The 26,969-nt window shown below is 60.5% G+C and carries 22 protein-coding genes and 1 pseudogene; 11 read left to right on the top strand and 12 right to left on the bottom strand.

What is annotated here, in order from left to right; translation table 11 throughout:
* Positions 1 to 672: 672 nt before the first annotated feature.
* The 9 genes from AXW79_RS09220 to nadK form a co-directional block, all read right to left on the bottom strand.
* A complete protein-coding gene (locus AXW79_RS09220) occupies positions 673 to 1,779 on the bottom strand; it encodes a 3-deoxy-7-phosphoheptulonate synthase (RefSeq protein ID WP_011898960.1) in 1,107 nt (368 codons plus the stop codon).
* Positions 1,780 to 2,043: 264 nt separating this feature from the next.
* Positions 2,044 to 2,850, bottom strand: coding sequence for a siderophore-interacting protein (locus tag AXW79_RS09215; protein ID WP_005312558.1), 807 nt, complete (start codon positions 2,848 to 2,850; stop codon positions 2,044 to 2,046).
* 153 nt (positions 2,851 to 3,003) lie between these two features.
* Positions 3,004 to 4,377: an efflux transporter outer membrane subunit gene (locus tag AXW79_RS09210; RefSeq protein WP_011898959.1), complete on the bottom strand. Its 1,374-nt coding sequence runs from the start codon at positions 4,375 to 4,377 to the stop codon at positions 3,004 to 3,006.
* Positions 4,374 to 6,314, bottom strand: a complete 1,941-nt coding sequence (locus AXW79_RS09205) for a MacB family efflux pump subunit (RefSeq protein ID WP_005312564.1) — start codon at positions 6,312 to 6,314, stop codon at positions 4,374 to 4,376. The genes AXW79_RS09210 and AXW79_RS09205 overlap by 4 nt, the downstream gene beginning before the upstream one ends.
* The gene (locus AXW79_RS09200) at positions 6,311 to 7,474 is read right to left on the bottom strand and encodes an efflux RND transporter periplasmic adaptor subunit (protein WP_011898958.1); all 1,164 of its coding nucleotides are present in this window, start codon (positions 7,472 to 7,474) and stop codon (positions 6,311 to 6,313) included. Before AXW79_RS09200 ends, AXW79_RS09205 begins: the two co-directional genes overlap by 4 nt.
* A 251-nt stretch (positions 7,475 to 7,725) precedes the next feature.
* Positions 7,726 to 8,166, bottom strand: a complete 441-nt coding sequence (locus AXW79_RS09195; protein ID WP_005312572.1) for a universal stress protein — start codon at positions 8,164 to 8,166, stop codon at positions 7,726 to 7,728.
* Between the two features lie 466 nt (positions 8,167 to 8,632).
* Positions 8,633 to 9,526, bottom strand: a complete 894-nt coding sequence (locus AXW79_RS09190) for a DHHA2 domain-containing protein (RefSeq protein WP_005312576.1) — start codon at positions 9,524 to 9,526, stop codon at positions 8,633 to 8,635.
* 490 nt (positions 9,527 to 10,016) lie between these two features.
* Positions 10,017 to 11,681 carry a DNA repair protein RecN gene (gene recN / locus AXW79_RS09185; RefSeq protein ID WP_005312579.1) on the bottom strand — a complete coding sequence of 555 codons (1,665 nt, stop codon included), beginning with the start codon at positions 11,679 to 11,681 and terminating at the stop codon, positions 10,017 to 10,019.
* A 112-nt stretch (positions 11,682 to 11,793) separates the two neighbouring features.
* Positions 11,794 to 12,678, bottom strand: a complete 885-nt coding sequence (nadK, locus tag AXW79_RS09180; protein ID WP_005312583.1) for an NAD(+) kinase — start codon at positions 12,676 to 12,678, stop codon at positions 11,794 to 11,796.
* 266 nt (positions 12,679 to 12,944) lie between these two features.
* Between nadK and grpE the strand changes: the two genes are divergently transcribed.
* The 8 genes and pseudogenes from grpE (at position 12,945) to AXW79_RS09140 (ending at position 23,714) form a co-directional block, all read left to right on the top strand.
* Positions 12,945 to 13,520, top strand: a complete 576-nt coding sequence (gene grpE, locus AXW79_RS09175) for a nucleotide exchange factor GrpE (protein WP_005312586.1) — start codon at positions 12,945 to 12,947, stop codon at positions 13,518 to 13,520.
* A 297-nt stretch (positions 13,521 to 13,817) separates the two neighbouring features.
* Positions 13,818 to 15,743, top strand: coding sequence for a molecular chaperone DnaK (gene dnaK / locus AXW79_RS09170; RefSeq protein ID WP_005312589.1), 1,926 nt, complete (start codon positions 13,818 to 13,820; stop codon positions 15,741 to 15,743).
* 113 nt (positions 15,744 to 15,856) lie between these two features.
* Positions 15,857 to 16,999: a molecular chaperone DnaJ gene (dnaJ, locus tag AXW79_RS09165; protein WP_005312592.1), complete on the top strand. Its 1,143-nt coding sequence runs from the start codon at positions 15,857 to 15,859 to the stop codon at positions 16,997 to 16,999.
* A 262-nt stretch (positions 17,000 to 17,261) separates the two neighbouring features.
* Entirely contained in the window at positions 17,262 to 18,752 is a 1,491-nt protein-coding gene (locus AXW79_RS09160) for a carbohydrate porin (protein WP_005312595.1), read from the top strand.
* A 115-nt stretch (positions 18,753 to 18,867) separates the two neighbouring features.
* Positions 18,868 to 19,824 (top strand): aminoimidazole riboside kinase, encoded by a 957-nt coding sequence (locus AXW79_RS09155; RefSeq protein WP_085941635.1) that lies wholly within the window; start codon positions 18,868 to 18,870, stop codon positions 19,822 to 19,824.
* Between the two features lie 83 nt (positions 19,825 to 19,907).
* On the top strand, positions 19,908 to 21,272 hold the full coding sequence (locus AXW79_RS09150; RefSeq protein WP_005312603.1) for a sucrose-specific PTS transporter subunit IIBC: 1,365 nt from the start codon (positions 19,908 to 19,910) through the stop codon (positions 21,270 to 21,272).
* Positions 21,272 to 22,676 (top strand): annotated as a pseudogene (locus AXW79_RS09145) (glycoside hydrolase family 32 protein). Before AXW79_RS09150 ends, AXW79_RS09145 begins: the two are co-directional and overlap by 1 nt.
* A 27-nt stretch (positions 22,677 to 22,703) precedes the next feature.
* On the top strand, positions 22,704 to 23,714 hold the full coding sequence (locus AXW79_RS09140) for a substrate-binding domain-containing protein (protein ID WP_005312612.1): 1,011 nt from the start codon (positions 22,704 to 22,706) through the stop codon (positions 23,712 to 23,714).
* Between the two features lie 83 nt (positions 23,715 to 23,797).
* Here the strand turns inward: AXW79_RS09140 and AXW79_RS09135 are convergent, their stop codons facing one another.
* The 3 genes from AXW79_RS09135 to AXW79_RS09125 all read right to left on the bottom strand — a co-directional run bounded on the left by AXW79_RS09135 (position 23,798) and on the right by AXW79_RS09125 (position 25,661).
* Positions 23,798 to 24,526, bottom strand: coding sequence for an MgtC/SapB family protein (locus AXW79_RS09135; RefSeq protein WP_011898955.1), 729 nt, complete (start codon positions 24,524 to 24,526; stop codon positions 23,798 to 23,800).
* 231 nt (positions 24,527 to 24,757) lie between these two features.
* Positions 24,758 to 25,132, bottom strand: a complete 375-nt coding sequence (locus tag AXW79_RS09130; protein WP_005312618.1) for a hypothetical protein — start codon at positions 25,130 to 25,132, stop codon at positions 24,758 to 24,760.
* Between the two features lie 343 nt (positions 25,133 to 25,475).
* On the bottom strand, positions 25,476 to 25,661 hold the full coding sequence (locus AXW79_RS09125; RefSeq protein ID WP_005312620.1) for a YgaP family membrane protein: 186 nt from the start codon (positions 25,659 to 25,661) through the stop codon (positions 25,476 to 25,478).
* A 115-nt stretch (positions 25,662 to 25,776) separates the two neighbouring features.
* Between AXW79_RS09125 and AXW79_RS09120 the strand changes: the two genes are divergently transcribed.
* The 3 genes from AXW79_RS09120 to AXW79_RS09110 are packed head-to-tail and all read left to right on the top strand — an operon-like array spanning position 25,777 to position 26,966.
* Positions 25,777 to 26,094: an ArsR/SmtB family transcription factor gene (locus AXW79_RS09120; RefSeq protein WP_005312624.1), complete on the top strand. Its 318-nt coding sequence runs from the start codon at positions 25,777 to 25,779 to the stop codon at positions 26,092 to 26,094.
* Entirely contained in the window at positions 26,094 to 26,507 is a 414-nt protein-coding gene (locus AXW79_RS09115) for a YeeE/YedE family protein (RefSeq protein ID WP_005312627.1), read from the top strand. The genes AXW79_RS09120 and AXW79_RS09115 overlap by 1 nt, the downstream gene beginning before the upstream one ends.
* A gap of 12 nt (positions 26,508 to 26,519) precedes the next feature.
* Entirely contained in the window at positions 26,520 to 26,966 is a 447-nt protein-coding gene (locus AXW79_RS09110; RefSeq protein ID WP_005312630.1) for a YeeE/YedE family protein, read from the top strand.
* The last annotated feature ends 3 nt before the right edge of the window (positions 26,967 to 26,969 follow it).

The raw sequence follows: 26,969 nt of genomic DNA, 5'->3' as shown, positions 1-26,969 counted from the left end.
TGAATCGCTTTATGATCGAGTTCGGTGATCGCCTGAAAGGTCACCTGTAATGGAGTGTGCAGTTACACAGAATTATTTACAGGCTCCGCCCGCGAGGCGGCATTATTATTTGTATTCACCGAAGTATTCTCCTGTCAATTCCCTCCTCACTTTGTGCCGTCCCTGTTTGTCGCAGTGCGACAGCATACTGTCAGCCGTGATGCTTGCCTCCCTTATTGGACGATTAATTGTCATGTGTGCATCGGCTTGTGGTTTCCCCATCTTGTATTGCCAGCAGTTCACCGACGACCAATAGAGACGAGTCACTGGACTCATACAGCCCATTGTATATTCGCCTCTACCATTCCCCAGAAAATTAGGGGGCATTAAGCTGCCCGCAAGCAAGCTACGATTCTTTTTACTCATCGGAGGGGCCTTTTCCATTAACTGACATGCTTTTCAGTTTTATCTGACATGGCGTAAAGGGGAGCCGGTATGCCGGTTGCTGGTCATCGAGTGAAGAAAGAAGAGAGGTAGCACGGATATTTTCTTTATCCCATCCAAAGCCCGCACCCTATGGTCTTTATCCTGAACGGATAAGTCTGGGCCATTTTATTTGGCGACCTGGCGGACTAAATGGTAATGACGGGACTTGCAGATAATAAGGCTCCCGCTGGGGGAGCCTTCTCTTGTTCAGCTGGCCAATTGGGCATCCCAGTGTACCGTTCCGGGCTGGCGTCGGGTCCGGCTCTGGCGACGTAACTCGACAGCCTCGGCCAGCATGGCGAGCAGGGTCTGGGTATCGTCCCAGCACAGGCAGGCGTCGGTGACCGACTGGCCATAGGCGAGTTCGTTCAATGGCGCAGGCTTCTGGCTGCCCCCTTGCAAGAAGCTCTCGACCATGACGGCGGCGATGGTGTCGCTGCCTTCCCCCAGCTGACGGCAGAGCTCACCTGCCACCCGGATCTGGTTTTTGTGCAGTTTCTGGCTGTTGCCGTGGCTGCAATCCACCATCAGGCGGTGGCTGAGCCCCTGCCGCGTCAGGCGTTCGGCGGCATCCTCCACGTCGCTCTGGTGATAATTGGGGCGGGTGCCGCCACGCAATATGATGTGGCCTGCGGGATTGCCTTCGCTCTTGATCACCACAATGCCGCCCTGACTGCCCGGTGCGGTGAACAGATGAGAGGCTTCACTGGCCTGGATGGCATCGATGGCGACCCGGATATTGCCGTCCGTGCCGTTCTTGAAGCCGACAGGGCAGGGCAGCGCCGAGGCCAGCTGACGGTGCACCTGGGATTCGGTGGTGCGGGCGCCGATGGCTCCCCAGCTGATGAGGTCGGCAAGATAGAGGAAGCTGGTGGTATCGAGAAACTCGGTGGCGGTGGCCAGCCCCAGCCGGTTGATGTCGAGCAGCAACTGACGTGCCAGCCGCAGGCCGTGACCTATGTCGTTGCTGCCATCCAGATGGGGGTCGAATACCAGCCCCTTCCAGCCCACGGTGGTGCGTGGCTTCTCGAAATAGGTGCGCATCACTATCTGCAACCTGTCTTGATAGGCGTCGGCCAGCCGTACCAGCCGCTGTGCGTAATCGAGGGCGGCGAGGGGATCGTGGATGGAGCAGGGACCTATCACCACCAGCAGGCGATCGTCTTCTCCTGTCAGGATCTGGCGAACCTGCTGGCGATGGTGATCGATCTGCGCTGCAACCTCGCTGGGACAGGGATGAAGTGCCAACAGGTCGGCAGGAGTGGGAAGAGCCTCCACCGCGAAGGCGCGCATTACTGAGTTCAAAACTGCCATCTGGATTACCTTGCTGTGCAAACGGGAGTGAATGACGTGCGCTCCACATCCAAACCCGGGGCATGGAGAGAGGCTGCAATGGGGCGTCATCACTGTTTATTGTTGAGAGTGATTATCATTATCTGGTTGCTTGCATCAAATCAAGCACAACCGCTCGGATCATCACAATGGGGGGGCAAGGAGCAAATCAGGGGAGTGCACATAGCAATCAAGCCCATGACCGGCAGGCCATGAGCTTGATATTCCAAGGAAAAAATGGGCAGGTCAGCTGTCCATCACATCATGACGGGCGTGGTGATAGGCTTCTTCATCCTTGCCGTGGCGCCAGTAGGGGACTGCGTAGACCCGAGTGCGATCCACCTCCAGGGTGCGCCTGACGTGACGGCGCAATGGCACCACCAGCCCCTCTTCACCGCCGAACCAGAAGTAGCTCGCCTGCTCCTGCATCGGCAGGGCGGTGAAATACGCCACCAGTGGTTCAGTCTGCTCGGGGGTGCGGATAAACCAGCGCAATGTCACGCCGGCGGGTAGCGACAGATCCTGTACATCTTCCTGATAGGGTACCAGCAGGGCGATATGGCCCTGGGCGTCAGCGGGCATTACCTCGGCCATGGCACTGATGGCGGGCAGGGAGGTGAGGTCACCCACCATGTAGTAGTGCCGGGCGGGCTGCAGCATGGGATCCGGGCCACCCGGGCCCGAGATGGCAAGCAGATCGCCGGGTTTGACCTGCATGGCAAAGCGGCTGGCGGGGCCGGCATCGCCGTGCAGCGCGAAATCGATGTCCAGCTCCAGTGCCTCGCGACGAAATGCCCGTATGGTGAAGGTGCGCATGATGGGGCGCTGGCTCGGGTCTTCCCAGCGCGGCCCTTGCGGGGTGGGCGTGGGCAGTATGGCGTGGGTCTGGCCCGGCTGTGGCAGCATGATCTTGATATGGGCGCCGCCGCAGGTGAAGGGGTAGTCAGCGAGTTCCGGGCTGGTCAGGCAGACTCGGCGCAGGTGCGGGCTCACATCCCGGACGTGTTTGACCGTGAGCAGACGAGGGCGATTGACCGGGGCGGGCTGAGACATATGGATACTCCTGACTGATAATGGCGCCCATTTTTCATTAAATGAAAACTATTATCAATTGCTTTGTGTGGCAGCCCGTCAGGAAAGGGGCATGAACAGGGAAGAAAAACGCCGCCTCTCATGACATGAGTGGCGGCGTAACGAGGCGTTGGGTTAGCTGTTATCACTGCCCCCCAGCGCCTTGTAGATCCTGGCCATGGTATTGAGCAGCTCCTTTTGCTGGTTGAGCAAGGAAAGCTCGGCATCCCACAGGCGGTTCTGCTCATCCAGCCAGGGTTGTACCCCGGTGGCACCGGCCTGGAAGCGAGCCTGGGCAAGCGGTTCCGCCTCTTTGGCAAACGTCAGCTGCTCGGCCAGATAGTTCAGGCGCTGCTCGCCGTGATGGCGGGCGGCCAGGCCGTCTTCCACCTCGACCAGGGCGGTATAAAGCTGCTTGCGAAATTCGGTTTCGGCAATCTGGTAATCAAGCTCTGAGCTCGCAATGGAGATCCGGGTCTTGTTGTATTCGAGGAAAGGCAGCGCCAGGCTAGCACTCAGAGTGCCCACCGGATTTTGCAATACCTGGGTCAGGGTGTCCGAGGTGCTGCTGGCACCTCCGGTGAGACTCAAGCTGGGATAGAAACCGGTGCGGATCTCATCCCCTTTTGCCAGTGTCTTGCGCAGGCGCAACTCGGCGGCGCGCACGTCGGGGCGCCGTGCCAGCACATCCGCTGGAATGCCGACCGCCAGTGATGGCACCGGGCTCGTCGTCAGTGCGGTCGGGGCAAATTCCAGCGGTCCGCTGCTGCGCCCAAGCAAGAGGCGCAGCCCGTTGCGGGCCTGTTCCTGCTGCATCAAGAGCGAAGTGAGCTCAGCTTGTTTGTTGGCCTTCTGCTTGCTGGCCTGCACCAGATCGAGCCGGGTGATGGCGCCGGCCTGGTACTTGGCCTGGGTCAGTTGTTCGGCGCGGGTGTAGTTTGCCAGTTGCCGCTCGCCCAGTGTGATGGCCGAGCCGAGATAGGCCAGCTGCCAGTACTGCTCCAGCGCCTTGCCGATCAGCATCAGGCGGGTGGCCGCCAGATCCTGGGCGGAAGCCTGGGCTTCCCAGCTCGCCTGATCCCGCGCCGAGGCGAGCCGACCCCAGAGATCCACCTCATAACTGAGGGTGAGAGAGGGGCCCATGCTGCTGCTGGCACTGCCATCTTTCAGATTTTTGGTGCCGTTGGCCCCCAGGCTGGCACTGACCGAGGGGGCCTGGTTGGTATCGGCAAAATCTGCGCCCAGCAGTGCGCTCCTGAGCCTCAACCCGGCGACCTGCATGTCCGGGTTGGCGGCCAGCACGGCTTCCACCAGCTGATCCAGCGCCGGATCATGGAACCCTTGCCACCAGAGGCCGGCCTGCTGATGGGTGAGGCCGTCATCCGGCTGTTGCCAGCTCGGAGCCAGTACCAGATCTTGTCTGTGATAGGTGCTCTGCTGGCTGCAGGCGCTCACGCCAGCAGCAAGGGCCAGGCAGAGCGCCAGTTTGGATAAGTTGTGCATCGTCATTCCCTCGCCAGCGCCTCGACCGGATCGAGCCGGGCGGCATTGCGGGCGGGCAGGTAACCAAACAGGATCCCGATGAGCGAGGAGCAACCAAACGCCATCAGGATGGAAAAGAGCGAGAACTGCATCTGAATGCTCTCCACGAACAGGGAGAAGAGCAGGCCTATGAACAGGGAGACGCCGACCCCGAGCATGCCCCCGAGCAGGCTGACCATCACGGCCTCGATCAGAAACTGCTGCAAAATGTCGGACTGGCGGGCGCCGACCGCGATGCGGATCCCGATTTCGCGGGTACGCTCCACCACCGAGACCAGCATGATGTTCATCACCCCGACCCCGCCGACGATGAGGGAGATCACCGCGATGGCGGAGACCAGCAGCGTCATGGTGGCTGTGGTTTTCTCCACCGATTTTATGATGCTGTCGCTGCTGAATGTGAAGAAGTCCTTCACCCCGTGGCGCTGGGTCAGCAGTTCGATGGCAGCCTGTTCGGCAAGGGCGGGTTGCACCCCGTCCTTGACCCGAATGGTGAGCTGGCTGAAGTGGTTCTGGGAGATGAGGCGGCTCATCACGGCGCTGTAGGGCAGCCAGACATTGACCGACTGGCTGCTGCGGCCAAACCCCGTCTCCTCTTCCACCACACCAATGATGCGCACCGGCAGGGTGCCGACCAGCACCACCTGGCCGACCGGATCTTCCTTGCCAAGTAGGCTCTCTATGGTCTTGCCATCCACCACTGCCACCGCGGCCCGGTTCTGGATGTCGCGCTCGTCAAACAGGCGGCCACTGGTGAGCTTCATCCCCTTGACCCGGAAGAAGTCGCTGCCGACGCCCACTATGCTGCCACTGCTGGTCTTGTTGCGATAACGCAGCTGACCCGACGAGGCAATCTGGGGGCTGGCCCCTTCCAGATAAGGCTGGCCGAGCAGCGCATCGAGATCCCGCTTGTTGAGGGTCTGGATGCTGGCAGCCTTCTCGTCTCCCCAATCCTTGCCCGGGAAGATGTCGATGGTGTTTGTGCCCATGGCGTTGATCTGGTCGACCACCTTGGCACGGGCCCCCTGACCGAGCGCGACCACGCTCACCACGGCGGCTATGCCTATGATGATGCCGAGCATGGTGAGGAAGGTGCGCATGCGGTGTGCCAGCATGGCGTGCAGCGCCATGCGTCCCGCCTCGCGATAGCGATCCCAGTCGTTGCCGCTCGCCCTGGCGGCGGGGGAGGCGGCCGGGAGGCGGGCTGTGGTCGTAGCCGGTTTACCGCTGTCTTCCAGCACCCGGCCATCGCGCAGCGTGATGATGCGATCCGCGTGGCTGGCCACTGCCATGTCGTGGGTCACCAGAATAATGGTGTGGCCCTGAGCGTGCAGCTCCTTGAGGATGGCCATCACTTCCTTGCCGCTCTGGCTGTCGAGGGCACCCGTGGGTTCGTCCGCCAGGATCACTTCGCCGCCATTGGCCAGCGCCCGGGCAATGCTGACCCTCTGCTGTTGACCGCCGGAGAGCTGACCCGGGGTGTGATGGCTGCGATCACTCAAGCCCAGCCGTGCCAGCAATGCGTTGGATCGTGCCTGCCGATCGGGGCGGGAGGTGCCGGCATAGACGGCCGGGATCTCGACGTTGGCGGCGGCGTTGAGGTGTGGCAGCAGATGGTAGCGTTGAAAGATGAAGCCAAAGTGGTGACAGCGCAACCGGGCCAGGGAGAGGGCATCCAGAGTGGCGGTGTCCTGCCCCCGAAACAGATACTGGCCCGCGCTTGGGCTATCCAGGCAGCCTAGCAGGTTCATCAGGGTGGATTTGCCGGAGCCGGAGGCGCCGACGATGGCGATCATCTCACCCGCTTCAATGGTCAGATCCAGCGGATGCAGGACTGTGACCTCCTGCTCTCCGCTCTGGTAGCGTCGCTCTATCCCTTTGAGCTGGATCAGTGGCTCACTCACAACATCATCTCCACATCGGGGCCGTTGACGGGAGCACTTTGACCCAGCTTGACCTTGTCCTGCTCGGTGAGGCCGCTGACTACCTCGACCTTGATGTCATCTTTCATGCCGGTCTTGATGCGGCGTGTCTCTTTCTGATCGTCATCCTTGATCAGGGTGACTTCGTACTCGTTCTCCCCCAGCTTCTTGCCAAGGGCCGTCTGTGGAATGGTCAGCACCTGCTTGCGCTCGCCGAGCACTATGGTGACTTGCGTGGTCATGGCGACTCGCAGGGTGTGATCCGGATTGGGCACATCGAACAGGGCGTAGTAATAGACGGCGGCATTGCTGGTGGCCGTGGTGCTGGTGGCCTGCTCGTTGATGTTGGTGGGGGCCAGTTCGACCGTGCGCAGGGTGCCGTGATAACGGGTATCCGCATCGCCCATCAGGGTGAAATAGACAGGCATGCCTGCCTTTACCCGGGTGACATCCGCCTCAGAGATCTGTGCCTTGACCGTCATTGTCTCCAGATTGGCGAGCTTGAGCAGGGTGGGCACAGTCTGGCTGGCGGCCAGAGTCTGGCCCTGGCGGGTCACTATGCTGACGACTGTGCCATCCATGGGGGCCAGAATGCGGTTATAGCCTAGCTCCGTCTTGGTGCGATCCACCTTGATCAGCGCATTTTCGATCTCGGCTTGGGCGCTCTGCAGCTCGGCCCGGGTGACCGCCAACTGGGCTTCGGCGCTCTCCAGATCTGCGCGGGAGCTGGCTTCCTGCTTGAACATCTGCTGCTGACGGCGCCAGGCCAGCTCGTTTTGCTTGAGCTGTGCCTGCTTGATCTTGAGCTGGGCACGGCGACTAGCGAGATCCGCCTCGGCGGTCTTGAGGTTGTTCTGGGCGATCAGGGGATCTATCTCGGCCAGCAGGTCACCCTGCTTGACGCTCTGTCCCGCCTCGACGGCCAGATAGGTCACCTGACCCGAGACCTGGGCACCCACATCCACCTGCTCTATGGCCTGCAAGACGCCGCTGGCCAGCACTGTCTGCTCCACATCCTGGCGGGTCACTGGCGCGCTCAGCACCGGGTCCGGGGTCGTATTCGGCCAGGCCAGCCAGGTGATGGCGGCCAGGGGGATGAGTGCGAGCAGGGCAAATTTTCTCTGCTTGGGAGTTATGTTCATTTATCACCTGAATGAAACGTGCGAAGGCATGCAAGGGCAATATCCTGCAGCAAACGAGGCTTAAAAAACAGCGATGAATATGTAAGGAAACATGTAGACAGGCTTGTCATTAGTGAGGCTGCCAGCGGGCTGGGCAGAAGTGGCGGCAATGAGCAAGTCGCGTGGCAAACGGGGAAAGTGCGCGTGTTGATGGCAACAAGAGGGGACAGGGGGAGATGAGGCGCCCACCACTTGAGCGGGCGCCTGTCAGGTTAGCTGACGGCTTTGAGCTGCTCTACGTAGGGTTCGTGGCAGATCTGGATATCGATCGGCAGCTTGTAGATAAGCAGACGGGCCAGGGATCCTTCCATCCAGTGATGGCGGCTGCCCACCAGCAACAGATCCGTCGGGTGTGAAGCCAGCCAGTGCTTCAGGTCCGACACAACGTCATCGACCACCAGGCACTGATAATCCACTGGATGCTGCAAGGTGGTGATGAGTTCACTGATGATGGCCTTGGCATCCAATGTGCCCTGGGCACTGCGTTCTTCTTCGGACAGCGACAGGCTTTCGCGGCGCACCTTGCTGCTATGAGTCAGGTGCAGCAGGGTCAGCTCAGTGCCCATGCCCTGTGCCAACCGGCTTGCTTTGGCCAGCGTCTCCTGCTCGTAATCCTTGCCTTCCAGCAAGAGCACAATATGGGTTGAGGTCATAAGCAGTTCTCCTTGGCATGACGCGGGTCACCAGAGACACCAGGTGTGTCTCTTACCACTGTGTTCCCGCTATATATGGTATGGCGCTAACATGTCCTGGTTGTCTGGCGTCACCCTCTGTCGGTGATGCATAGTAAAACCATGTTCGTTTACATCAGCATAACAGACCGAGTTGAATGGAGAATGAAGGGATCCCGGATATTTGATGGTTAGCGGGGGAATTGCGGATAAAAATGGTATTTTTTTAGCATGTTTGCATGGTCAGCAAGCGCTGCATATCTGAATCATGCTGCCTGGTCTCTACCTGAGTATCGCGTGACGCCGTGAGCACGAACAAGCAGGATGAGGGAAGTTGACGACAGGGCGTACAGAAAAAGTCGCATGCCGACCGAGGTAGCGTGTCAAAGCCATGGGGTAGAAAGAGAGGGCAGGGACCCGGCGTGTACCGCTTCCCTGCCACTTGGCATCACACCGGGTCTGTTGACAGATAGTGGGCCAGCCAGGGCAGACCCTCCTTCTTGCGGCTGACGGCACCGGCCAGATGGATGGGTTGCTCGGGCAAGATGCCGTTGCTGGCGAAATAGAGCAGGCTGTTCCCCTTGGCGAGATCGGTCAGCATCAACACATAGGCATCCAGTTTGTCCTGTTCCAGCCGGGCCTGCATGGCCTGAACCAGCTCTGCTTGCCGTGACTGAAGCTGTGCCGGATCCATCACGCATATCTGGCTGACAGACAGTGTGTAACCGGCAATCTGGTACGCCTTCTCATCGGCGATGAGCAGCTCGGCCAGGGGGGCATCACCTAACTGGGTGCGGCGTTCCAGCAGGGTCTGTGCGAAGGGTTCCAGCGCCAGATCGGCCAGGGGCAGCAGCGCATTGACGGCTGCGCGATCACGGGGCGTGGTCGTCGGCGAGGTGAGGCTGAAGGTGTCACTGATGATAGCGCCCAGCAGCAGGCGAGCCTGGGAACGGGAGAGGTTGTCATAGCCCATCAGCTCCAGCAGCACAGTGGCACTGCAACCCACAGCACGGATCCAGGCATCGAGGGGGCCCCGAGTGATAAGAGTGCCGATCCTGTGGTGATCGATCAGCCCCTGCACGTCCGCCTCGGCAAGGCCCTCTGGCCCCTGCTCCAGCTCGCTGAAATCGACCAGAAACACAGATTTGTTGGCCACGCTCCCCTGCAGCAGGGGCGGGGCATCGACCCCGGCTGTTTCCAGAATGAAGCGGGTCTCGGCGATGGGGTCACCCAGTGCATAGGCCTGGGCCGGTCTGCCCTGGCCATTGAGCCAGTCGGCGGTGACCAGAGCGGTGCAGATACTATCGCTATCGGGGTTCTTGTGACCAAACACGTGGAGCATAAAGGCATTCCTGAAGTTGGAGGCTCCTGGTCGACCGCGCAAGGACGCTGGCCGGACAAGGGGGCAGATAAAACAGGTGAAGGCGCACGGGTTTTTGCTCCCGACCTGGTCTCACTCTATGCGTCGGTGCTGGTCATGGCAACCTGGATGACTCGCACCGTCCTTGATGGTCACACCGTCACCTAGCTGGTTGCGTCGGCTTGTCCTAGCACCTTGTTACGGAGCCAGACCCGGCACTCGGAGCCGAGTCTTGTTGCTGTGCGGCGCTATGAGGTTGAGCCAGATTTATCTCCCGTACTCTGGTCTGGCTCCCACACTCGATCTGGGCCAGAGAGTTCCCTGGATGTCGGTTAACCAAGTGGCTGGTTTGTGGGGGAAAATAGAAGAGAGGATCGGGCGATCGCAACGTCAGATAGCCATATAAAGAAGGGGAGCCTCACACCCGCAGGTGTGAGGCTCCCCTTTTACTGGCCGTGTTGGGCGTCCCTTCTCAGGAGGCAAGCAGCTCGCGAGCGTTGGCCAGGGTATTGTCGGTGATATGGTCACCGCCCAGCAGACGAGCCAGCTCCTTGAGGCGGGCGCCCTGATCCAGTGCCTGCATCTGGGTTTCCGTTGTCTTGCCGTCTGTGTGCTTGCTCACCACCATGTGCTGGTGGCCCTTGCCTGCTACCTGGGGCAGGTGAGTGACCACCATGACCTGTGTGGATTCACCGAGCTGGCGCAGCAAACGACCCACCACGGCGGCGGTGGGGCCGCTGATCCCCACGTCCACCTCATCGAAAATCAGGGTCGGGGTCGAGACCTTGCGGGCGCTGATCACGACGATGGCGAGGCTGATCCGCGACAGTTCACCGCCCGAGGCCACCTTGCCCAGCGGCTGGATTGGTTGCCCCGGGTTGGTGGTGACCATAAATTCCACCCGATCAATGCCGAGCGGCGACAGGCTGCTCTGGGCATCCGGCCGTACCTCGATGGCGAAGCGACCGTCCGGCATCGCCAGTTCGTGCATGCTGGCGGTCACCTTGGTGCCGAGCTCCTCGGCGTAACGCTGACGGCTCTGGCTCAGAGCCTCTGCGGCCTGTACGAAGGCAAGGCGGGCTTCGGCCAGTTCATCTTCCATGCCTTCCAGGCGCTCTTCGTCCGAGTTGAGGCGGGCGAGATCACTGGCAAGATCCTGATGGTGCAGTGCCAGCTCGGCCGGCTTGACATGGTGCTTGCGGGCCAGATTGATGGCTTTGGAGAGGCGCGCCTCCAGCTCGGTGAAGCGCTCAGGGTCCAGCTCAAGCCGATCCAGATAGCTGCGCAGCTCGCTGTGGCTCTCCTGCACGCCTATCATCGCCTCGTTAAGCATCTCCAGCACAGGGCTGAGGCGGCTGTCCATGCCCACCAGACTCTCGGCTTTGTCGACGGCGACCTGCAACAGGCCGGCGATGGTGGTCTCTTCGTTGTCATAGAGCAGATCGAGACAGGCGCCGCACTCCTGCATCAGTTCGGTGCCGTTGGCGAGCCGCTGATGCTCCTCTTCAATGGCCTCGAATTCCCCCGGTTGCAAGGCAAATTCGTCCAGCTCCTGCACTTGATATTCGATGAGCTGACGGCGGGCTTCCCGCTGTTGCTGTTCGGCCTTGAGGCGATTGAGCTCGTTTTGCAGCTGACGCCAGAGCTGATAATGCTGGCGCACTTCTTCCAGCAGCAGGTGATGGCCGGCATAGCCATCCAGCAAGCTGAGCTGGTAGTCGGGTTTGAGCAGGAGCTGGTGGGCGTGCTGGCCGTGGACGTTGACCAGCAGTTGACCGAGATTTTTAAGCTGGGTCAGGGGGACGGGCACGCCGTTGATGTAGCTGCGTGATCGTCCTTCGGCAGAGAGCACCCGCCGCACTATGCATTCACCTTCGTTTTCCAGCTCGTTGGCGGCGAGCCAGGCGCGGGCGGCTGGGTTGCCGTCCAGCAGGAAACGGGCGCTGACCTCTGTCTTGTCGCTATCGGGGCGCACCATGCTTGCCTCTGCCCGCTCACCCAGACAGAGGCCGAGTGCGTCTATGGCGATGGATTTACCGGCACCCGTCTCACCCGTGATGCAGGTCATGCCGGGTTGCAGATCGAGTTCGAGAAACTTGACGATAGCGAAGTTGTTGACGGTCAGCTGGGTCAGCATGGTCTCATCCTGTATGGGCCAACATTACTGTGTATGCATCCAGTATATACTGGTTTTCCATACAGTAAAGAGTCGGCCCGCAACAGGATGAGCAGGGGACGTTAAAAGAGGCTTAGAACAGCTTGCTGCCCCAGCCGAGCTTGTTGCGCAGCACGTGGAAGTAGCTGTAATCGAGCGGATGCACCAGGTGCAGCTTGTGCTTGCTCTTTTTTATGAGGATCTCGTCCCCCGGGTGTACCGCCAGTGTCACCTGACCGTCGCAGCTCACCTGCATGGCATCATCCTGATTGTCCGGTGAGACCAGCAGGCGCACCTCGCTGTCCGCATCCAGCACTATGGGGCGGCTGCTCAGGGTGTGTGGGAACATGGGCACCAGCGTGATGGCGTTGAGCTTGGGAGTGAGGATGGCGCCGCCCGCCGATAGCGAATAGGCGGTGGAGCCGGTCGGGGTGGCGACTATGATGCCGTCCGAGCGCTGGCTGTACATGAAGCTGCCATCGATATAGACCTCGAACTCGATCATGTGGGCTATCTTGCCCGGGTGCAGCACGGCTTCGTTCACCGCCAGGTTGCTCGATTTGCGCTCCCCGTGACGATAGACGGCGGCTTCCAGCAAGAAGCGGTGTTCACTCTTGTAGTGGCCGGAAAGCACCTGTTCCAGCGGCAGCAGATAATCCTGCGGCGACAGGTCAGTCAAAAAGCCGAGATTGCCCCGGTTGACACCGATCACCGCCACATCGAACCGTGACAGCACTCGGGCCGCCCCCAGCATGTTACCGTCCCCGCCGACGACGATGGCCAAGTCCGCCTGCTCACCGAGCTGGACCAGATCCATCACGTTTTCATCCATGATGCCGAGGGTGTGGGCGACCCGGCTTTCGACCAGCACCTTGAAACCACGGGTAGTGAGATACTGATGCAAGCCGGTCAGGGTCTGGTTGGCCCCTTCGTGGTGGGGTTTGCCAATCAGGGCAATGGTTTTGAACGGAGAATCCATAGTCTGTCGGGTCTGGGATGAGTATTGGGGGCAGTATACCCCGCTTTGTGGGGGATTTGTCTGCTGCCAGCGTTCTGCTCGCGCCATCGTACCAGGAAAGTGGCAATTTACCTGTCGGTGCGGCTCATTGGCGACGATAGCGCCTTTTTCCCCTTGAAAGCCGAGGCTGCGTCCCCATAATAGCGCCATTACAGGGTCTGTTGCCGACTTGTCTCGCACCCGAACGTCAGCAGACCCTCATAAGCAACCCTGAAATTGGAGATGTCATGAACCACGAAGAACAAAAGGTTGAAACGATGGAGCAAGTGGAAGCCCAGCCAGTCGAGCCGACCGATGTAGACAGTGAAGTGACAGCCGAGCAGGCCCGCATTGCCGAGCTGGAGGCCCAACTGGAAGCCGCCCAGCTGGCGTCCAATGAAGAGCGTGAGCGTGCCATTCGTGCCGTCGCCGAAATGGAAAACCTGCGTCGCCGTGCCGCCCAGGATGTGGAGAAGGCCCACAAGTTTGCGCTGGAGAAATTTGCCGCCGAACTGTTGCCGGTACTGGACAACCTGGAGCGCGCCATCGAGCTGGCCGACAAGGAGAGCGAAGAGCTCAAGCCGATGATCGAAGGGGTCGAGCTGACCCTGAAATCGATGCAAAGCGGCGTGGCCAAGTTTGGTCTGAATCCGCTTGATCCGCTCAATCAGCCGTTTGATCCCAATGCCCATCAGGCGATGAGCATGATCGAAAATGGCGAGCTGGCACCGAACACTGTCATCGCCGTGATGCAGAAGGGCTATGAGCTCAACGGTCGGGTGATCCGTCCGGCCATGGTGATGGTCTCCAAGGCGCCAGCCTGATTGCCATCGCTGTGCTGAGCCCGCCGCTCGGCGGGCTTTTTATTGGTTGCGGCGCCAACTGCTTATTTTTGGCGTCATTTGGCAAGCATTCTTCCGTAAACAAGGCAAGAATGTGCGGTTTTTTGAGGGCAGGGCTTGAAGCGTCAACTTGAGACCCCATATAGGTTCCAAGGCCACGGCGGCACAAAAAATTTGATGCCGGGAGCTTGAAAGCCACACTGGCAGCCCCCACCTAGCCGTTAACGCATTAAGGCGAGTTCCTCGCCAGTTTATTCAAAGTATTTGGAGATTCGTCAAATGGGTAAAATCATCGGTATTGACCTGGGTACTACCAACTCCTGCGTCGCTATTCTGGATGGCGACACTGCTCGCGTGATCGAGAACGCAGAAGGCGATCGTACTACTCCGTCCATCATTGCCTATGCCGATGATGGCGAGATCCTGGTTGGTCAGCCGGCCAAGCGTCAGGCCATCACCAACCCGAAGAACACACTGTTCGCCATCAAGCGTCTGATCGGTCGCCGTTTCGAAGATGAAGAAGTGCAGCGTGACCTGAAGATCATGCCGTACGCCATCGCCAAGGCTGACAACGGTGATGCCTGGGTGGAAGTGAAGGGCAAGAAAATGGCACCGCCGCAGATCTCTGCCGAAGTGCTGAAGAAGATGAAGAAGACCGCCGAAGATTATCTGGGTGAGCCGGTGACCGAAGCCGTTATCACAGTGCCGGCCTACTTCAACGACGCCCAGCGTCAGGCTACCAAGGATGCCGGTCGCATCGCCGGTCTGGATGTAAAACGCATCATCAACGAACCGACCGCAGCGGCATTTGCCTACGGCGTGAACAAGGTCAAGGGCGAGCGCAAGGTTGCCGTGTATGACCTGGGTGGCGGTACTTTCGATATCTCCATCATCGAGATCGACGAAGTCGAAGGGGAAACCACCTTCGAAGTACTGGCGACCAACGGTAACACCCACCTGGGTGGTGAAGACTTCGACAACCGTGTTATCAACTATCTGGTTGACGAGTTCAAGCGTGAGCAGGGCATTGACCTGCGCAACGACCAGCTGGCCCTGCAGCGTCTGAAAGATGCCGCCGAGAAAGCCAAGATCGAGCTCTCTTCTGCCCAGCAGACCGACGTGAACCTGCCGTACATCACTGCAGATGCCACAGGTCCGAAGCACATGAACATCAAGGTGACCCGCGCCAAGCTGGAATCCCTGGTGGAAGACATGGTGAAAGACTCGCTCGAACCAGTCCGCACTGCCCTGAAAGACTCAGGCCTGGCAGTCGGCGAGATCGACGACGTCATCCTGGTGGGCGGTCAGACCCGTATGCCTATGGTGCAGAAGACAGTTGCCGAGTTCTTTGGCAAAGAGCCGCGTAAAGACGTCAACCCGGACGAAGCCGTGGCCATGGGTGCTGCCATCCAGGGTGCCGTACTGTCCGGTGAGAAGACCGACGTACTGCTGCTGGACGTGACCCCGCTCTCTCTGGGTATCGAAACCATGGGCAGCGTCATGACTGCGCTGATCGAGAAGAACACCACTATCCCGACCAAGAAGTCCCAGGTGTTCTCCACTGCCGAAGACAACCAGTCTGCCGTGACCATTCACGTGCTGCAGGGTGAGCGTAAGCGCGCCAGCGACAACAAGTCTCTGGGCCAGTTCAACCTGGAAGGCATTCGTCCGGCTCAGCGCGGCCTGCCGCAGATCGAAGTGACCTTCGACATCGATGCCAACGGTATCCTGCACGTCTCTGCCAAAGACAAGGAGACCAACAAGGAGCAGAAGATCACCATCCAGGCTTCCTCCGGTCTGTCTGATGAAGAGATCGAACGCATGGTACGCGAGGCAGAAGCCAACGCGGCCGAAGACAAGAAGTTTGAAGAGCTGGTGCAGACTCGCAACCAGGCTGACGGTCTGGTCCACTCCGTACGCAAGCAGATCACCGAAGCCGGTGACGCCTTGCCTGCTGACGACAAGACCAAGATCGAGACTGCATTGAGCGAGCTGGAAGCCGTCATCAAGGGTGACGACAAGGCTGTCATCGAAGCCAAACAGCAGGCTCTGCTGGAAGCGTCCCAGAAGCTGATGGAGATTGCCCAGCAGCAATCCCAGGCTCAGGGTGCTGGCGCCGATGCCAACCAGTCCTCTTCTTCTTCCAAGGCTGACGACGACGTGGTCGATGCCGAGTTTGAAGAAGTGAAAGACGACAAGAAATAAGCCACACCCAGATGGGTAGAGCCCGCTCTACCCATCGGCTTGATCGATGAATTTACGGGCGTTGGGTGACCAACGCCCGTCTGCATAACTGTTTACGTAGCAACAGGATCAGTATGTCAAAGCGCGATTTCTATGAAGTGCTCGGGGTATCGAAAGGTGCCGATGAGCGCGAGATCAAGAAGGCGTACAAGCGTCTGGCGATGAAGTTTCACCCGGACCGCAATCAGGGTGATGCCGCATCCGAAGAGAAGTTCAAAGAGGTCAAGGAAGCCTATGAGATCCTGACCGACGAGAATCTGCGGGCTCGCTATGACCAGTATGGTCATGCCGGCGTGGATCAGAGCCAGGGTGGCGGTGGCCACGGTGGCTTTGGCGGCGGTGCCGATTTCGGTGATGCGTTCGGCGATATCTTTGGCGACATCTTTGGCGGTCGCAACGGCGGCGGTCGTCGTGGTCCGGCCCGGGGTTCAGACCTGCGCTACACCATGGAGCTGACCCTGGAAGAGGCGGTGCGCGGTGTCTCCAAAGAGATCAAGGTGCCGTCCCTGGTCCACTGCGAGGTCTGCAACGGCTCCGGTGCCCACACCGGCAGCACAGCCCAGACTTGCCCGACCTGCCACGGTGCCGGTCAGGTGCAGATGCGTCAGGGCTTCTTCGCGGTGCAGCAGGCCTGTCCGCACTGTCACGGTCGCGGCAAGATCATCAAGGATCCGTGCCGCAAGTGCCATGGCGAAGGTCGTTACCAGAAGACCAAGACACTGTCGGTCAAGATCCCGGCGGGCGTCGATACCGGCGACCGTATCCGTCTCTCCGGCGAAGGGGAAGCGGGGGAAGCGGGCGCTCCGGCCGGGGACCTCTATGTACAGGTGCACGTCAAGGAGCACGAGATCTTCGTGCGTGACGGCAACAACCTCTACTGCGAAGTGCCCATCAGCTTCACCGCTGCTGCGCTCGGTGGCGAGATCGAAGTGCCGACCCTGGATGGCCGCGTCAAGCTCAAGGTCACTCCCGAGACCCAGACTGGCAAGATGTTCCGCATGCGGGGCAAGGGCGTCAAGTCAGTGCGCTCCGGCCAGGTGGGGGATCTGATGTGCAAGGTGGTGATCGAGACTCCGGTTAAGCTGACCGAGTCCCAGAAAGAGCTGTTGCGCCAGCTGGACGAATCGTTCAGCGGTGCCGCCGCCAAGACCCACAAGCCGAGATCGGAAGGTTTCTTCGAAGGGGTGAAACGCTTCTTCGACGACCTGACCCGCTGATCTCAGCGCATCTCAGCAAAGCCGGCCTCTGTGCCGGCTTTCTTTTTGCCTGCCATTTGGCCCGTCTCTTCGTTATTGAGTGGATCCTGATGAGGGATCCACCTCACAACTCCCGCCAATTCATTCTGTACAAATGTTATCCCGCTCACAGAGTGGCTGAAAGGGTTTAGCTGTCATCTTGAGTTAGCTAAAACGGTTTAGCTATGCTCTCTTCGCCGATAAAAACAGAGCCCGACCGGGCAACACACGACAGGTGAGGAAGATGACCATGTTCAAGAGCAAATTGGCGTTGGCAGTGGCGCTGGGATTGGGGATGAGCAGCCCGCTGTGGGCGGCGGAGGGCGGTATCGAAGCCAGGCTGGCGGCGCTGGAGGCGCGGGTACAGGCGGCCGAAGCAAGAGCCGAGGCAGCGGAGAGTCGTGCCAGTCAGGCTGAGATAAAGGCGAGTGCGGCCAGTGAGGAGGCCCAGGTCGCCAACACCCGCAGCCAGAAGGTGGATGAGAAGACGGCGGGGGCACAGGGCTTCGAGTTTCACGGCTATGCCCGCTCTGGCCTCCTGGTCAACGGCAATGGCAACGGTGGGCGGGGCGGTCCCTACATCACGCCGGCAGGATCTGTGGGGGGCGCAGTGGGCCGGCTTGGCAACGAAGACGACACCTACATGGAAGCGAATCTGCTCAAGACCCAGACGTTTGATGACGGCAGCTGGGCACGCTACAAGCTGATGCTGGCAGATGGCGTGGAGACCAGCAACGACTGGACCGCCAGCGACTCGAGCCTCAATACCCGCCAGGTGTTTGCCGAAATAGGCAATCTGGCGAGCTTCGATGGCGCTTTCAAGAATGCGGTGCTGTGGGCGGGCAAGCGCTTTGATCGGGACAACTTCGACATCCACTGGCTCGACTCGGACGTGGTCTTCCTGGCCGGTACCGGTGGCGGTGTCTATGACGTGCAACTTGCCGACAGCTGGAAGGTGAACTTCTCCCTCTATGGCCGCGACTATGGCGACATCAGTGCCAGCGGTCTGTCCGACATAGAGAGCTATATCCTCACCATGAACAACCGCTTCGGCAACTGGCAGTGGATGGTGAACGGCCTCTTGGCCAATGACAACGAACAGCGCATCAACGACGGTGGCAAGGGAAGCGAGGCGGCGGACAAGGGGGCCCATACCCTGGTGGCTTATCACGCCGACAGCTTCTTTGGCATCAACCCCGGCTTCTCCAAGGCGGCGATCCTCTACGGTCATGGCCTGGGTGCCGAGCTCAAGGGCTTGGGTTCCGACAGCGAACTGCTGCCCGATGCCGATGCAGTACGGGTCGCCGTGTTTGGCGCCACCGACCTCAACCCGCGCTGGCGTTTCGCACCGGCTCTGCTGGCCGAGCAGAGCCAGGATCGTTACGTGAAAGGGGATGAATACCAGTGGCTGACCCTCAATACCCGGGTGGCCCAGGTGCTGAGCCAGAACGTCGAGCTGGTCTATGAGGCGGCATGGCAGTACATGGATCTGGATCCCAAGGGCTACAAGGGTCGTCAGGCGGTGAACGGCAACTTCACCAAGCTCACCTTCGCCCCCACCTTCAAGGCACAGACCGCCGGCTTCTTCGAGCGTCCGGAGCTGCGGGTGTTCGCCAGCTGGATGGACTGGTCATCCGAGCTCGACAGCTACGCCAGCGACGATGCCATGGGCCAGAGCAACTTCACCGCCGGTGGCGAGTGGAACTTTGGCGTGCAGATGGAAACCTGGTTCTAGTTCGTTATCCCGATCACAAAAATGGCAGCCGGTGCCAGGATCTGTTGGTTAGCTAAATCGGTTTAGCTGATAATGAAAGCCAAGAGATGAGGGCCCGGCCCTGTCAATGAATCCTGTGCAGCAGTGGAGTAGCAAGGTGACGAATCGTGTGTGGGTAATGGGGGATGCGGTGGTGGACTTGATCCCGGAAGGGGAGCTGCACTACCTCAAGTGCCCGGGCGGCGCACCCGCCAATGTGGCGGTCGGGGTGGCGCGACTCGGCGGCGAGTCAGCCTTTATTGGCCGGGTCGGCGCCGATCCCTTCGGTCGCTTTATGGCCGATACCCTGGCAAGGGAAGGGGTGGATACCGCTTGTCTGCGGGCGGATCCTGATCATCGAACCTCCACAGTGTTGGTTGAGCTCGATGACGAGGGGGAGCGCAGCTTCACCTTCATGGTGCGCCCCAGTGCGGATCAGTTCCTGACCCCGGATGAGTTGCCCGGCTTCCAGGCCAGCCAGTGGTTGCTCACCTGCTCCATCGCGCTCGCCAACGAACCGGTACGCGGCAGTTGCCTGCAGGCCATTGCCGCCATCAAGGACGCGGGGGGGCGGGTCTGTTTCGACCCCAACCTGAGGCCCGAGGTGTGGGGCAACCCCGCCGAGATGCTGCCAGTGGTGCGCCAGGCAATCGCCCTGGCGGATGTGGTCAAGCTCTCGATTGACGAGCTGCAGCTGCTGAGCGGCGAGGATGAGCTGGCCGCGGGGCTTGCCACCATATCAGGCCCGGCGCTGGTGCTGGTGACCCGGGGGGCGGCCGGTGTGGTGGCCCGCCTCGAGGGCGAGCTGCTGGAGTGGGTGGGGCCGAAAGTGACCCCGCTCGACACCACGGGGGCGGGGGATGCCTTCGTCGCCGGTCTCCTGGCCGCGCTGGCACAGGGTGAGCGGTTGCCCACGCTGGCCGAGCTGCCCGCCATCCTGGCTCAGGCTCACGGCTGCGGGGCGCTCGCCACCACCGCCAAGGGGGCCATGACGGCACTGCCGACCCGCACAGAACTGGATGCCTTTTTGCGATCAGCCTCAAGCGGCTGTTGAGCTGCGGCTAGAAGCCCGGGTCAACAGCCCCTACTCTCATGTGACAAGGGCCTGCCAGCGTGGCGGGTCATAAGAGGAATAATATGAATATCAGTGCGATAGCCAAGGATTTGGTGCCCCTGCTCGGGGGAAAGGAGAATATCGTCAGCGCTGCCCACTGCGCCACCCGATTGCGGCTGGTGCTGGCCGATGACAGCAAGGTGAACAAGGCCGCCATCGACAAGCTGGAGGGGGTCAAGGGGTGCTTCAGCAACGCAGGCCAGATCCAGGTGATCTTCGGCACCGGTCTGGTCAACAAGGTCTATGCGGAGTTCGTGGCTATTACCGGGACAGGGACGGCCAGCAAGGCGGAGCTGACCGACATCGCCAGTGCCAAGCTCAATGTAGCCCAGCGCCTGGCGCGAACGCTCTCCAACATATTCGTGCCCATCATTCCGGCCATCGTCGCGTCCGGTCTGCTGATGGGGCTGCTCGGCATGGTGCGCACCTATGGCTGGGTCAATGCCGATAGCGCCCTGTTCGTCATGCTCGACATGTTCAGCTCGGCGGCCTTTATCATACTGCCCATCCTGATCGGGTTCACGGCGGCGCGTGAGTTTGGCGGCAACCCCTATCTGGGGGCCACCATGGGGGGGATCCTCACCCACCCGGCCTTGACCAACGCTTGGGGTGTGGCCGGTGGCTTCAAGACCATGGATTTCTTCGGTCTCGATGTCGCCATGATCGGCTATCAGGGCACCGTCTTCCCTGTGCTGCTGGCGGTCTGGTTCATGTCCCATCTGGAGAAGCAGCTGCGCAAGCGCATTCCGGACGCGCTGGATCTGATCCTCACGCCGTTTCTCACCGTCATCATCACCGGCTTCGTGGCCCTGCTGTTTATCGGCCCGGCCGGACGGGTGCTGGGAGATGGCATCTCCTTCGGCCTGAGCGCCCTTTATGAGCAGGCAGGCTGGCTGGCGGGGCTGGTGTTTGGCGGGACTTATTCCCTCATTGTCATCACCGGCATCCATCACAGCTTCCATGCCATAGAGGCGGGGTTGCTCACCAATCCGGCCATAGGTGTCAACTTCCTGCTGCCCATCTGGGCCATGGCCAACGTGGCGCAGGGCGGTGCCTGTCTGGCGGTCTACTTCAAGACCCGGGATCCGAAAATCAAGGCCATTACAGTGCCGGCGGCCATGTCCTGCCTGCTCGGCATCACGGAAGCGGCGATCTTCGGGGTCAACCTGCGCTACATCAAGCCTTTCCTGGCCGGCCTGCTGGGCGGTGCTCTGGGTGGCGCCTACGTAGTGGCGGCCAAGGTGGGGATGACGGCGGTGGGCCTGACCGGTATTCCGGGCATGGCCATCGTCCAGCCCATGAATCTGATCCACTATGTCATCGGCCTGGTCATCGCTTTTGGCGCCGCCTTCGCTGCCTCCTGGCTGCTCAAGTACAAGGTGGAGTGATGAAAGAAGTCGATTTTTTCCAACAGATAGTCCGGTCTTTGCTGACCGGACAGCTCAAGGCGGCGGCCGATCCCCATCGGCCCCGCTGGCATCTGGCAGCCCCGGTGGGGCTGCTCAATGACCCCAACGGCTTTATCGAGCACGGCGGCCGGTATCACCTTTTTTACCAGTGGAACCCTCTGGGTTGCACGCACAGCAACAAGGGGTGGGGGCACGTCAGCTCCACCGATCTGCTGCACTGGCAGCACGAGCCCATCGCCTTGCTGCCCACCGAGGCGTATGAGAGCCACGGCTGTTATTCGGGTTCGGCGGTGAGCGATGAGCAGGGGCGCCTGACCCTCATCTACACAGGCAATGTCAAATACCCGGATGGCAGCCGCACCGCCTTCCAGTGTCTGGCTCGCGCCGACGGTGAGAGTGGTTTCGACAAGCTGGGGCCTGTGCTCGATTTACCTGAAGGCTACAGCGGCCATGTGCGCGATCCCAAGGTGTGGCACGACGGCCAGCAGTGGCTGATGGTGCTGGGAGCCCGCACCCTGGACGACAAGGGGGAGGTGCTGCTCTATCGTGGCGAGAGCCTGCAAAGTTGGCAGCTGCGCGGCCCCATCGCTGGCAGTGGGCGAGGCGGCCTCGGTGAGTTTGGCTATATGTGGGAGTGCCCGGATCTCTTCCCGCTGGCCGATCGCCATGTGTTGATAAGTTGCCCGCAGGGTATTGCCCCGCAAGGGGAGGATTATCGCAACCTCTACCAGTGTGGCTGGCTGGCGGGGCAGTTCGATGGCGAGCACTTCGAGCACGAGGCTTTTCACGAGCTGGACAGGGGTTTCGAATTCTATGCGCCGCAGACCACCCTGGACAGCCAGGGCCGTCGCCTGCTGTTTGGCTGGCTGGGGTTGCCGGAGGAGAACGAGATGAGCCAGCCGACCATTCCCTATGGCTGGATCCACCAGATGAGTTGTCCACGGGAGCTGTTCTGGCAGCATGAGTGGCTCTGCCAGCGGCCGGTGGCTGAACTTGCCGCCCTCAAGGGGGAGCTGACCCGTTTCGAGGGGGTCGTCAGCGAGTTTCCGGGGATCGGCCTGGCTGGATCTGACGCTGACCGGCGCGGGCAGTCTCTGGCTCGGCACAGTGGCCGAGCTGGTGTGGCAGAAAGGGCGCATTGGATTGCGTCGCCAGAACTGGCAGAGCGGGGAGTGGGAAGAGAGGTCCACTCCCTGGCTGGGTGGCCCGCTGACACTCTTGTGCGATCGGTCCAGCCTCGAGTGTTTCGTGGATGATGGGCGTCAGACGCTGTCAGCCCGTTACTTCCCCGGTGAAAAGCCGCAACTATCGGCAGGGGATGCAGGCGAGGGCGGCAAAATTTGCCTCAATCACTGGCCGCTGTCGGCGTGCCTAGTACAATAGCCCGGTTCTAGTCAGCCGGGAGGCCAGGTGGAGAAGAAGAAACGGATCACGATTGCCCAGATAGCCGAATTGGCGGGGGTGTCCAAGGCGACGGCCAGTCTGGTGCTCAACGGCAAGAGTGCGGAGTACCGGATTGCCGACCAGACCCGCAAGCGGATCCAGGCGGTGGCGGACGAGTGCCACTACCAGCCGAGCTTTCATGCCCGTGCCCTGCGCGAGACCCGCAGTTACACCTGGGGGCTGGTGATCCCCGATCTCACCAACTTCGGTTTTGCCAGTATCGCCCGGGCCCTTGAGGCCCACTGTCGCGAGGCCGGGATCCAGCTGCTGATCGCCTGCTCCGAAGATGATCCCATCCTGGAGCAGAAGGTGGTGGACAACCTCATCAGTCGTCAGGTGGATGGCATTATCGTCGCCTCCAGCGGCCACAGCGATGACACCTATGCCCGTATTCACGACCGTCTGCCCGTGGTGCAGCTGGATCGCCACATCGGCGAGTCGCGCCTGCCCATGGTGATCTCCGACGCCTGCAAGGCTACCGCCGAGCTGGTGCGGGACATGGCTGGCGAGTGCGGGGCGGAGATCTACTACTTCGGCGGCCTGCTGGATCTCTCCCCCAGTCGCCACCGGCTGGCGGGTTATGAGCTAGGTCTGCATAGAGCCGGTCTTGAGGCCCTGCCTGCCCGGGTGCGCCATCGGGACTATCAGCCCAGCTCCGGCTATCAGCTGATGGCCGAGCTGGTCGCCGAGCTGGGGGCGCCCCCCAGGGGGCTCTTTACCGCTTCCTTTACCCTGCTGGAAGGGGTGCTGCGCTACCTCAACGAGGCGGGGCTGATGGAGACGGGGATGCGCCTGTGTACCTTCGATGATCACGATCTGCTCGATTGCATTCCGATGCGCATCGACTCAGTGGCGCAAGATTGTCCGGCGCTGGCCCGTGCCGCCTTCGAGCTGATGCAGCAGCTGATTGCAGGGAATGTTCCCGGCCAGACCGCTCAGGTCATAGCACCCAGAGTGCGCTGGCGCAGTCGCCGCTAGTCGCGCTCCCATCAAAAAGCCCCGCCAATGTTGGCGGGGCTTTTTGTTTATCGGGAGAGGACGCAAAGATATTCCCCGTGCGTTCAATCCGTGGTGCTGGCGCGCCAGAACACCTGCTTGATATGGGGATGAATGGCCAGCTTGACCATAAGGGCATCCAGCTCGTCGCCGTCGATGGAGGTGGCCAGCAGCACGGCGGAGATCTCCAGATCCTGCTCACCGAACGGCTCTATGTCCAGCTCGCTCAAGGGGTAGTTGGCCTGCTCCATCATCTCTTCCAGCCAGTGCAACACCTCCTTCTGATACTCGCGCTGGGCGAGAGCCGTGACTCTGTAGGTCACCTCGGTATCGGTATTGTCCACCGGGCGGCGGTTGATCTGGTTGACCAGGGGGCGCAGCAGGGTGTTGGCGGCCAGCACGAACAGGGCGCCGAGCACCGCCTCCATGGCGAGCCCGGCCCCGCTGGCCGCGCCCACGGCGGCTACGCCCCACAAGGTCGCTGCCGTGTTGATACCGCGGATATTGCCCGACTCGCGCATGATGACACCGGCGCCGAGAAAACCGATGCCGGAGACGATGTAAGCCACCACATGGACCACGTTGTAGTTGCCTCCGTGCAAGTCATAGATGCGCTGGGCCAGGCTGACGAACAGGGCGGCCCCCACGGCGACCAGCACGTTGGTGCGAAGACCCGCGGTACGCTGGCGGTACTGGCGTTCCAGCCCGACCAGGCTGCCCAGCACGAAGGCCAGCAACAGGCTGGCCAGGGTGTCGAGCAGGGAAATCATGTCTAGTTGCTGCCACATTCTCATGGCGTACTCCTTCTGGTTTGAGATGGCCTTCGGGATGCATGATGGCGTGCCAATGGGCACTCCTGATGAATCGCAAGGCTGCATGCGGTAAAGACCACCATGGAAAATGAAAACGGACGCCCGGGTCGCACAGACCTGGATGCTCAGGCGCTCAATGAAAGGCGACGGGCAAGGTGTCGGATCAATAGAGAGGGGCCAGCATGGCTGGCCCCGGATATCACCTGATAGATGTCAGTTGAGCACTGGCTCGGCATCACGCCGGGGGCGCAGCTCCCAGCGTACCGGGTGGGCTACCCCGACCTGGTGCACGAACTGCACCAGATACCGGCGCTGGGGCGGGGTGCAGTGCAGGTTGAGCACCAGCTCCCGACCACCACTGCGCCCTGGTCTCAGGGACTGCATGGGATGCAGCCCGGCTGGTTGCAGTGTGTGGCTCACCATGTCGAGTACCTGCTCCATGTCGGCGCGATCCTGGCAGCGGATCTGCAAACGGTAGTGGTGCTGACTCGGCTTGGTGCGCAGCCAGAGTGGCAGCAGGCCACGGCCCAGTTTGCTCAGCAGGGGGTGAGCCTGGGTGGACCCAGATTTGGTTGAAATAAAACGCATAGCAGCCTCCTTGTGGGAAGCAGAAACTATGCAGGCAAGGTGTCCTGGGCCATTGACCACGAGTCACCTGACGTCAAGTGTAAAAACAGAGAAGAGGGGAGTGGATTTCCGCTTCTCGCAGAGTTGCGAGAACGCGGCAGAGGAAGACCTGCGGCTATCTCGCGACCTGGGTGCCGACTATGAGGGTCGGCCTACAACTGTCACTTGATGAATTGCCCACTGATGGTCTCCGCTGTTGATTAACGGCCAGATGGTACTCATCCAGAGCGATGAGGTAAAGCCCTATCCTCCTTCAGCAACATTTAGATACAAGTTTGTCAATAATGTGAGCCAGTTGGCTACATCAGCGACAACCCAGCCTGCGCAGTACCATGGCGGCAGGGCAGAAACCGGTGAAAGCGCTCTGGATCAGGTTGACCCCGACAAAGACACTCAGCCAGAGAAAGCTCGGATGGACCCATTGGGTCAACGCCAGTGACAGCAACAGCATGCTTCCCGCCACGACTCTCACTCCGTTATCAACAGTCATATCTTGCTCCTTGGTTGTTTATCCGGCTGGTTGCGAAGGTTTGAAATTAGAAGTTGCTATATTAGGTTTTATTTATAGAATAAAACCTAATATAAGCAACTACTAATTTATGCCTATGGCCCCTTTCGATGAGATGACCCGCCACGCAAGCGAGGCGGCAGCCCTGCTCAAGGCGCTGGCCCATCCAGAGCGATTGATGGTGCTCTGTCAGCTGATTGATGGGGAGAAGGGGGTCGGCGAGTTGCTGGCCCACAGCAAGTTGGGGCAGTCAGCCTTTTCCCAGCAACTGGCGGTGCTCAGGCGTAGCGGCCTGATCCGATCGCGCAAGGTTGCCCAGCAGATCTACTACTCGCTGGCAAACGGGGCGGCGGCGGATGTGCTGGCCGTGTTGCAAACCCATTTTTGTCACTCCCAAGAGGATGAGGTGTCTTGATGTTTGAAACCCAATGGTTGCTTGCCCTGTCCGGGGGCTTGCTGGTGGGGCTCTCCGCCCTGATGTTGATGCTGTTCAACGGTCGTGTGGCCGGGATCAGCGGCATTCTGGCGGGAGCTTTGCAGCACAGGCATGCCTGGCGCTGGCTGTTTTTGTTGGGACTGGGGGCGGGCGCCTGGTTGGCGTTCAGCCTGGGCTGGGCCCGGATGCCGAGCTTCAGCGCTCTGCCGACCTGGCCACTGGTCGCGCTGGCGGGTCTGCTGGTGGGTATGGGTACCCGTTTTGGCAATGGTTGCACCAGTGGTCACGGTATCTGCGGCATCGGGCGGCTCTCGGTGCGCTCTCTCTTTGCCACCCTCATCTTTATGGCGGCCGGTTTCATGACGGTGTTTGTCACCCTGCATCTGTTGTAACGAGGTAATGAGATGAAACTTTTTATCAGTCTGCTCGCAGGTCTCTTGTTCGGGCTCGGTCTGGCCATCTCCGGCATGGTGGATCCGGCCCGTGTCATCGGTTTTCTCGACCTGGCGGGGGCCTGGGATCCCAGCCTGGCCTTCGTGATGGGGGGCGCCTTGCTGGTGTTTATGCCGGGCTACCAACTGTTGGTCAAACCGAGCAGCCGCAGCCTGCTCAATGAGCCATACCAGTTCGGCCAGCTCCGACAAGTGGATCGCCGCCTCCTCGCAGGATCGGCCCTGTTTGGTATCGGCTGGGGGCTGGTTGGCATCTGCCCGGGGCCAGCCTTGAGTCTCATTTCCAGCGGTCAGCCCATGATATTGTTGTTTGTGGCAACCATGGTGGCCGGGATCTTGCTGGTTGATAAGGGATTGAATCGGGTATGGGTGAAGGTGCGGCCATCTCCCATCGCCTGATCC

It is taken from the genome of Aeromonas salmonicida subsp. salmonicida (assembly GCF_001643305.1).
In the GTDB taxonomy this organism is placed as follows: Bacteria; Pseudomonadota; Gammaproteobacteria; order Enterobacterales; family Aeromonadaceae; genus Aeromonas; species Aeromonas salmonicida.
Note: the sequence above shows the minus strand (reverse complement) of the source record. Positions and strands in the feature narration are given on the sequence as shown.

Excerpts from the sequence above, each read along its gene's own strand:
- AXW79_RS09110 (WP_005312630.1), top strand. The coding sequence starts at position 26,520 with ATGAAACTTTTTATCAGTCTGCTCGCAGGTCTCTTGTTCGGGCTCGGT.
- AXW79_RS09200 (WP_011898958.1), bottom strand. The coding sequence starts at position 7,474 with ATGAACATAACTCCCAAGCAGAGAAAATTTGCCCTGCTCGCACTCATC.
- AXW79_RS09190 (WP_005312576.1), bottom strand. The coding sequence starts at position 9,526 with ATGCTCCACGTGTTTGGTCACAAGAACCCCGATAGCGATAGTATCTGC.
- dnaK (WP_005312589.1), top strand. The coding sequence starts at position 13,818 with ATGGGTAAAATCATCGGTATTGACCTGGGTACTACCAACTCCTGCGTC.
- AXW79_RS09125 (WP_005312620.1), bottom strand. The coding sequence starts at position 25,661 with ATGACTGTTGATAACGGAGTGAGAGTCGTGGCGGGAAGCATGCTGTTG.
- dnaJ (WP_005312592.1), top strand. The coding sequence starts at position 15,857 with ATGTCAAAGCGCGATTTCTATGAAGTGCTCGGGGTATCGAAAGGTGCC.
- AXW79_RS09210 (WP_011898959.1), bottom strand. The coding sequence starts at position 4,377 with ATGACGATGCACAACTTATCCAAACTGGCGCTCTGCCTGGCCCTTGCT.
- nadK (WP_005312583.1), bottom strand. The coding sequence starts at position 12,678 with ATGGATTCTCCGTTCAAAACCATTGCCCTGATTGGCAAACCCCACCAC.
- recN (WP_005312579.1), bottom strand. The coding sequence starts at position 11,681 with ATGCTGACCCAGCTGACCGTCAACAACTTCGCTATCGTCAAGTTTCTC.
- AXW79_RS09150 (WP_005312603.1), top strand. The coding sequence starts at position 19,908 with ATGAATATCAGTGCGATAGCCAAGGATTTGGTGCCCCTGCTCGGGGGA.
- AXW79_RS09195 (WP_005312572.1), bottom strand. The coding sequence starts at position 8,166 with ATGACCTCAACCCATATTGTGCTCTTGCTGGAAGGCAAGGATTACGAG.
- AXW79_RS09215 (WP_005312558.1), bottom strand. The coding sequence starts at position 2,850 with ATGTCTCAGCCCGCCCCGGTCAATCGCCCTCGTCTGCTCACGGTCAAA.
- AXW79_RS09220 (WP_011898960.1), bottom strand. The coding sequence starts at position 1,779 with ATGGCAGTTTTGAACTCAGTAATGCGCGCCTTCGCGGTGGAGGCTCTT.
- AXW79_RS09115 (WP_005312627.1), top strand. The coding sequence starts at position 26,094 with ATGTTTGAAACCCAATGGTTGCTTGCCCTGTCCGGGGGCTTGCTGGTG.
- AXW79_RS09135 (WP_011898955.1), bottom strand. The coding sequence starts at position 24,526 with ATGAGAATGTGGCAGCAACTAGACATGATTTCCCTGCTCGACACCCTG.
- AXW79_RS09160 (WP_005312595.1), top strand. The coding sequence starts at position 17,262 with ATGACCATGTTCAAGAGCAAATTGGCGTTGGCAGTGGCGCTGGGATTG.
- AXW79_RS09130 (WP_005312618.1), bottom strand. The coding sequence starts at position 25,132 with ATGCGTTTTATTTCAACCAAATCTGGGTCCACCCAGGCTCACCCCCTG.
- grpE (WP_005312586.1), top strand. The coding sequence starts at position 12,945 with ATGAACCACGAAGAACAAAAGGTTGAAACGATGGAGCAAGTGGAAGCC.
- AXW79_RS09120 (WP_005312624.1), top strand. The coding sequence starts at position 25,777 with ATGGCCCCTTTCGATGAGATGACCCGCCACGCAAGCGAGGCGGCAGCC.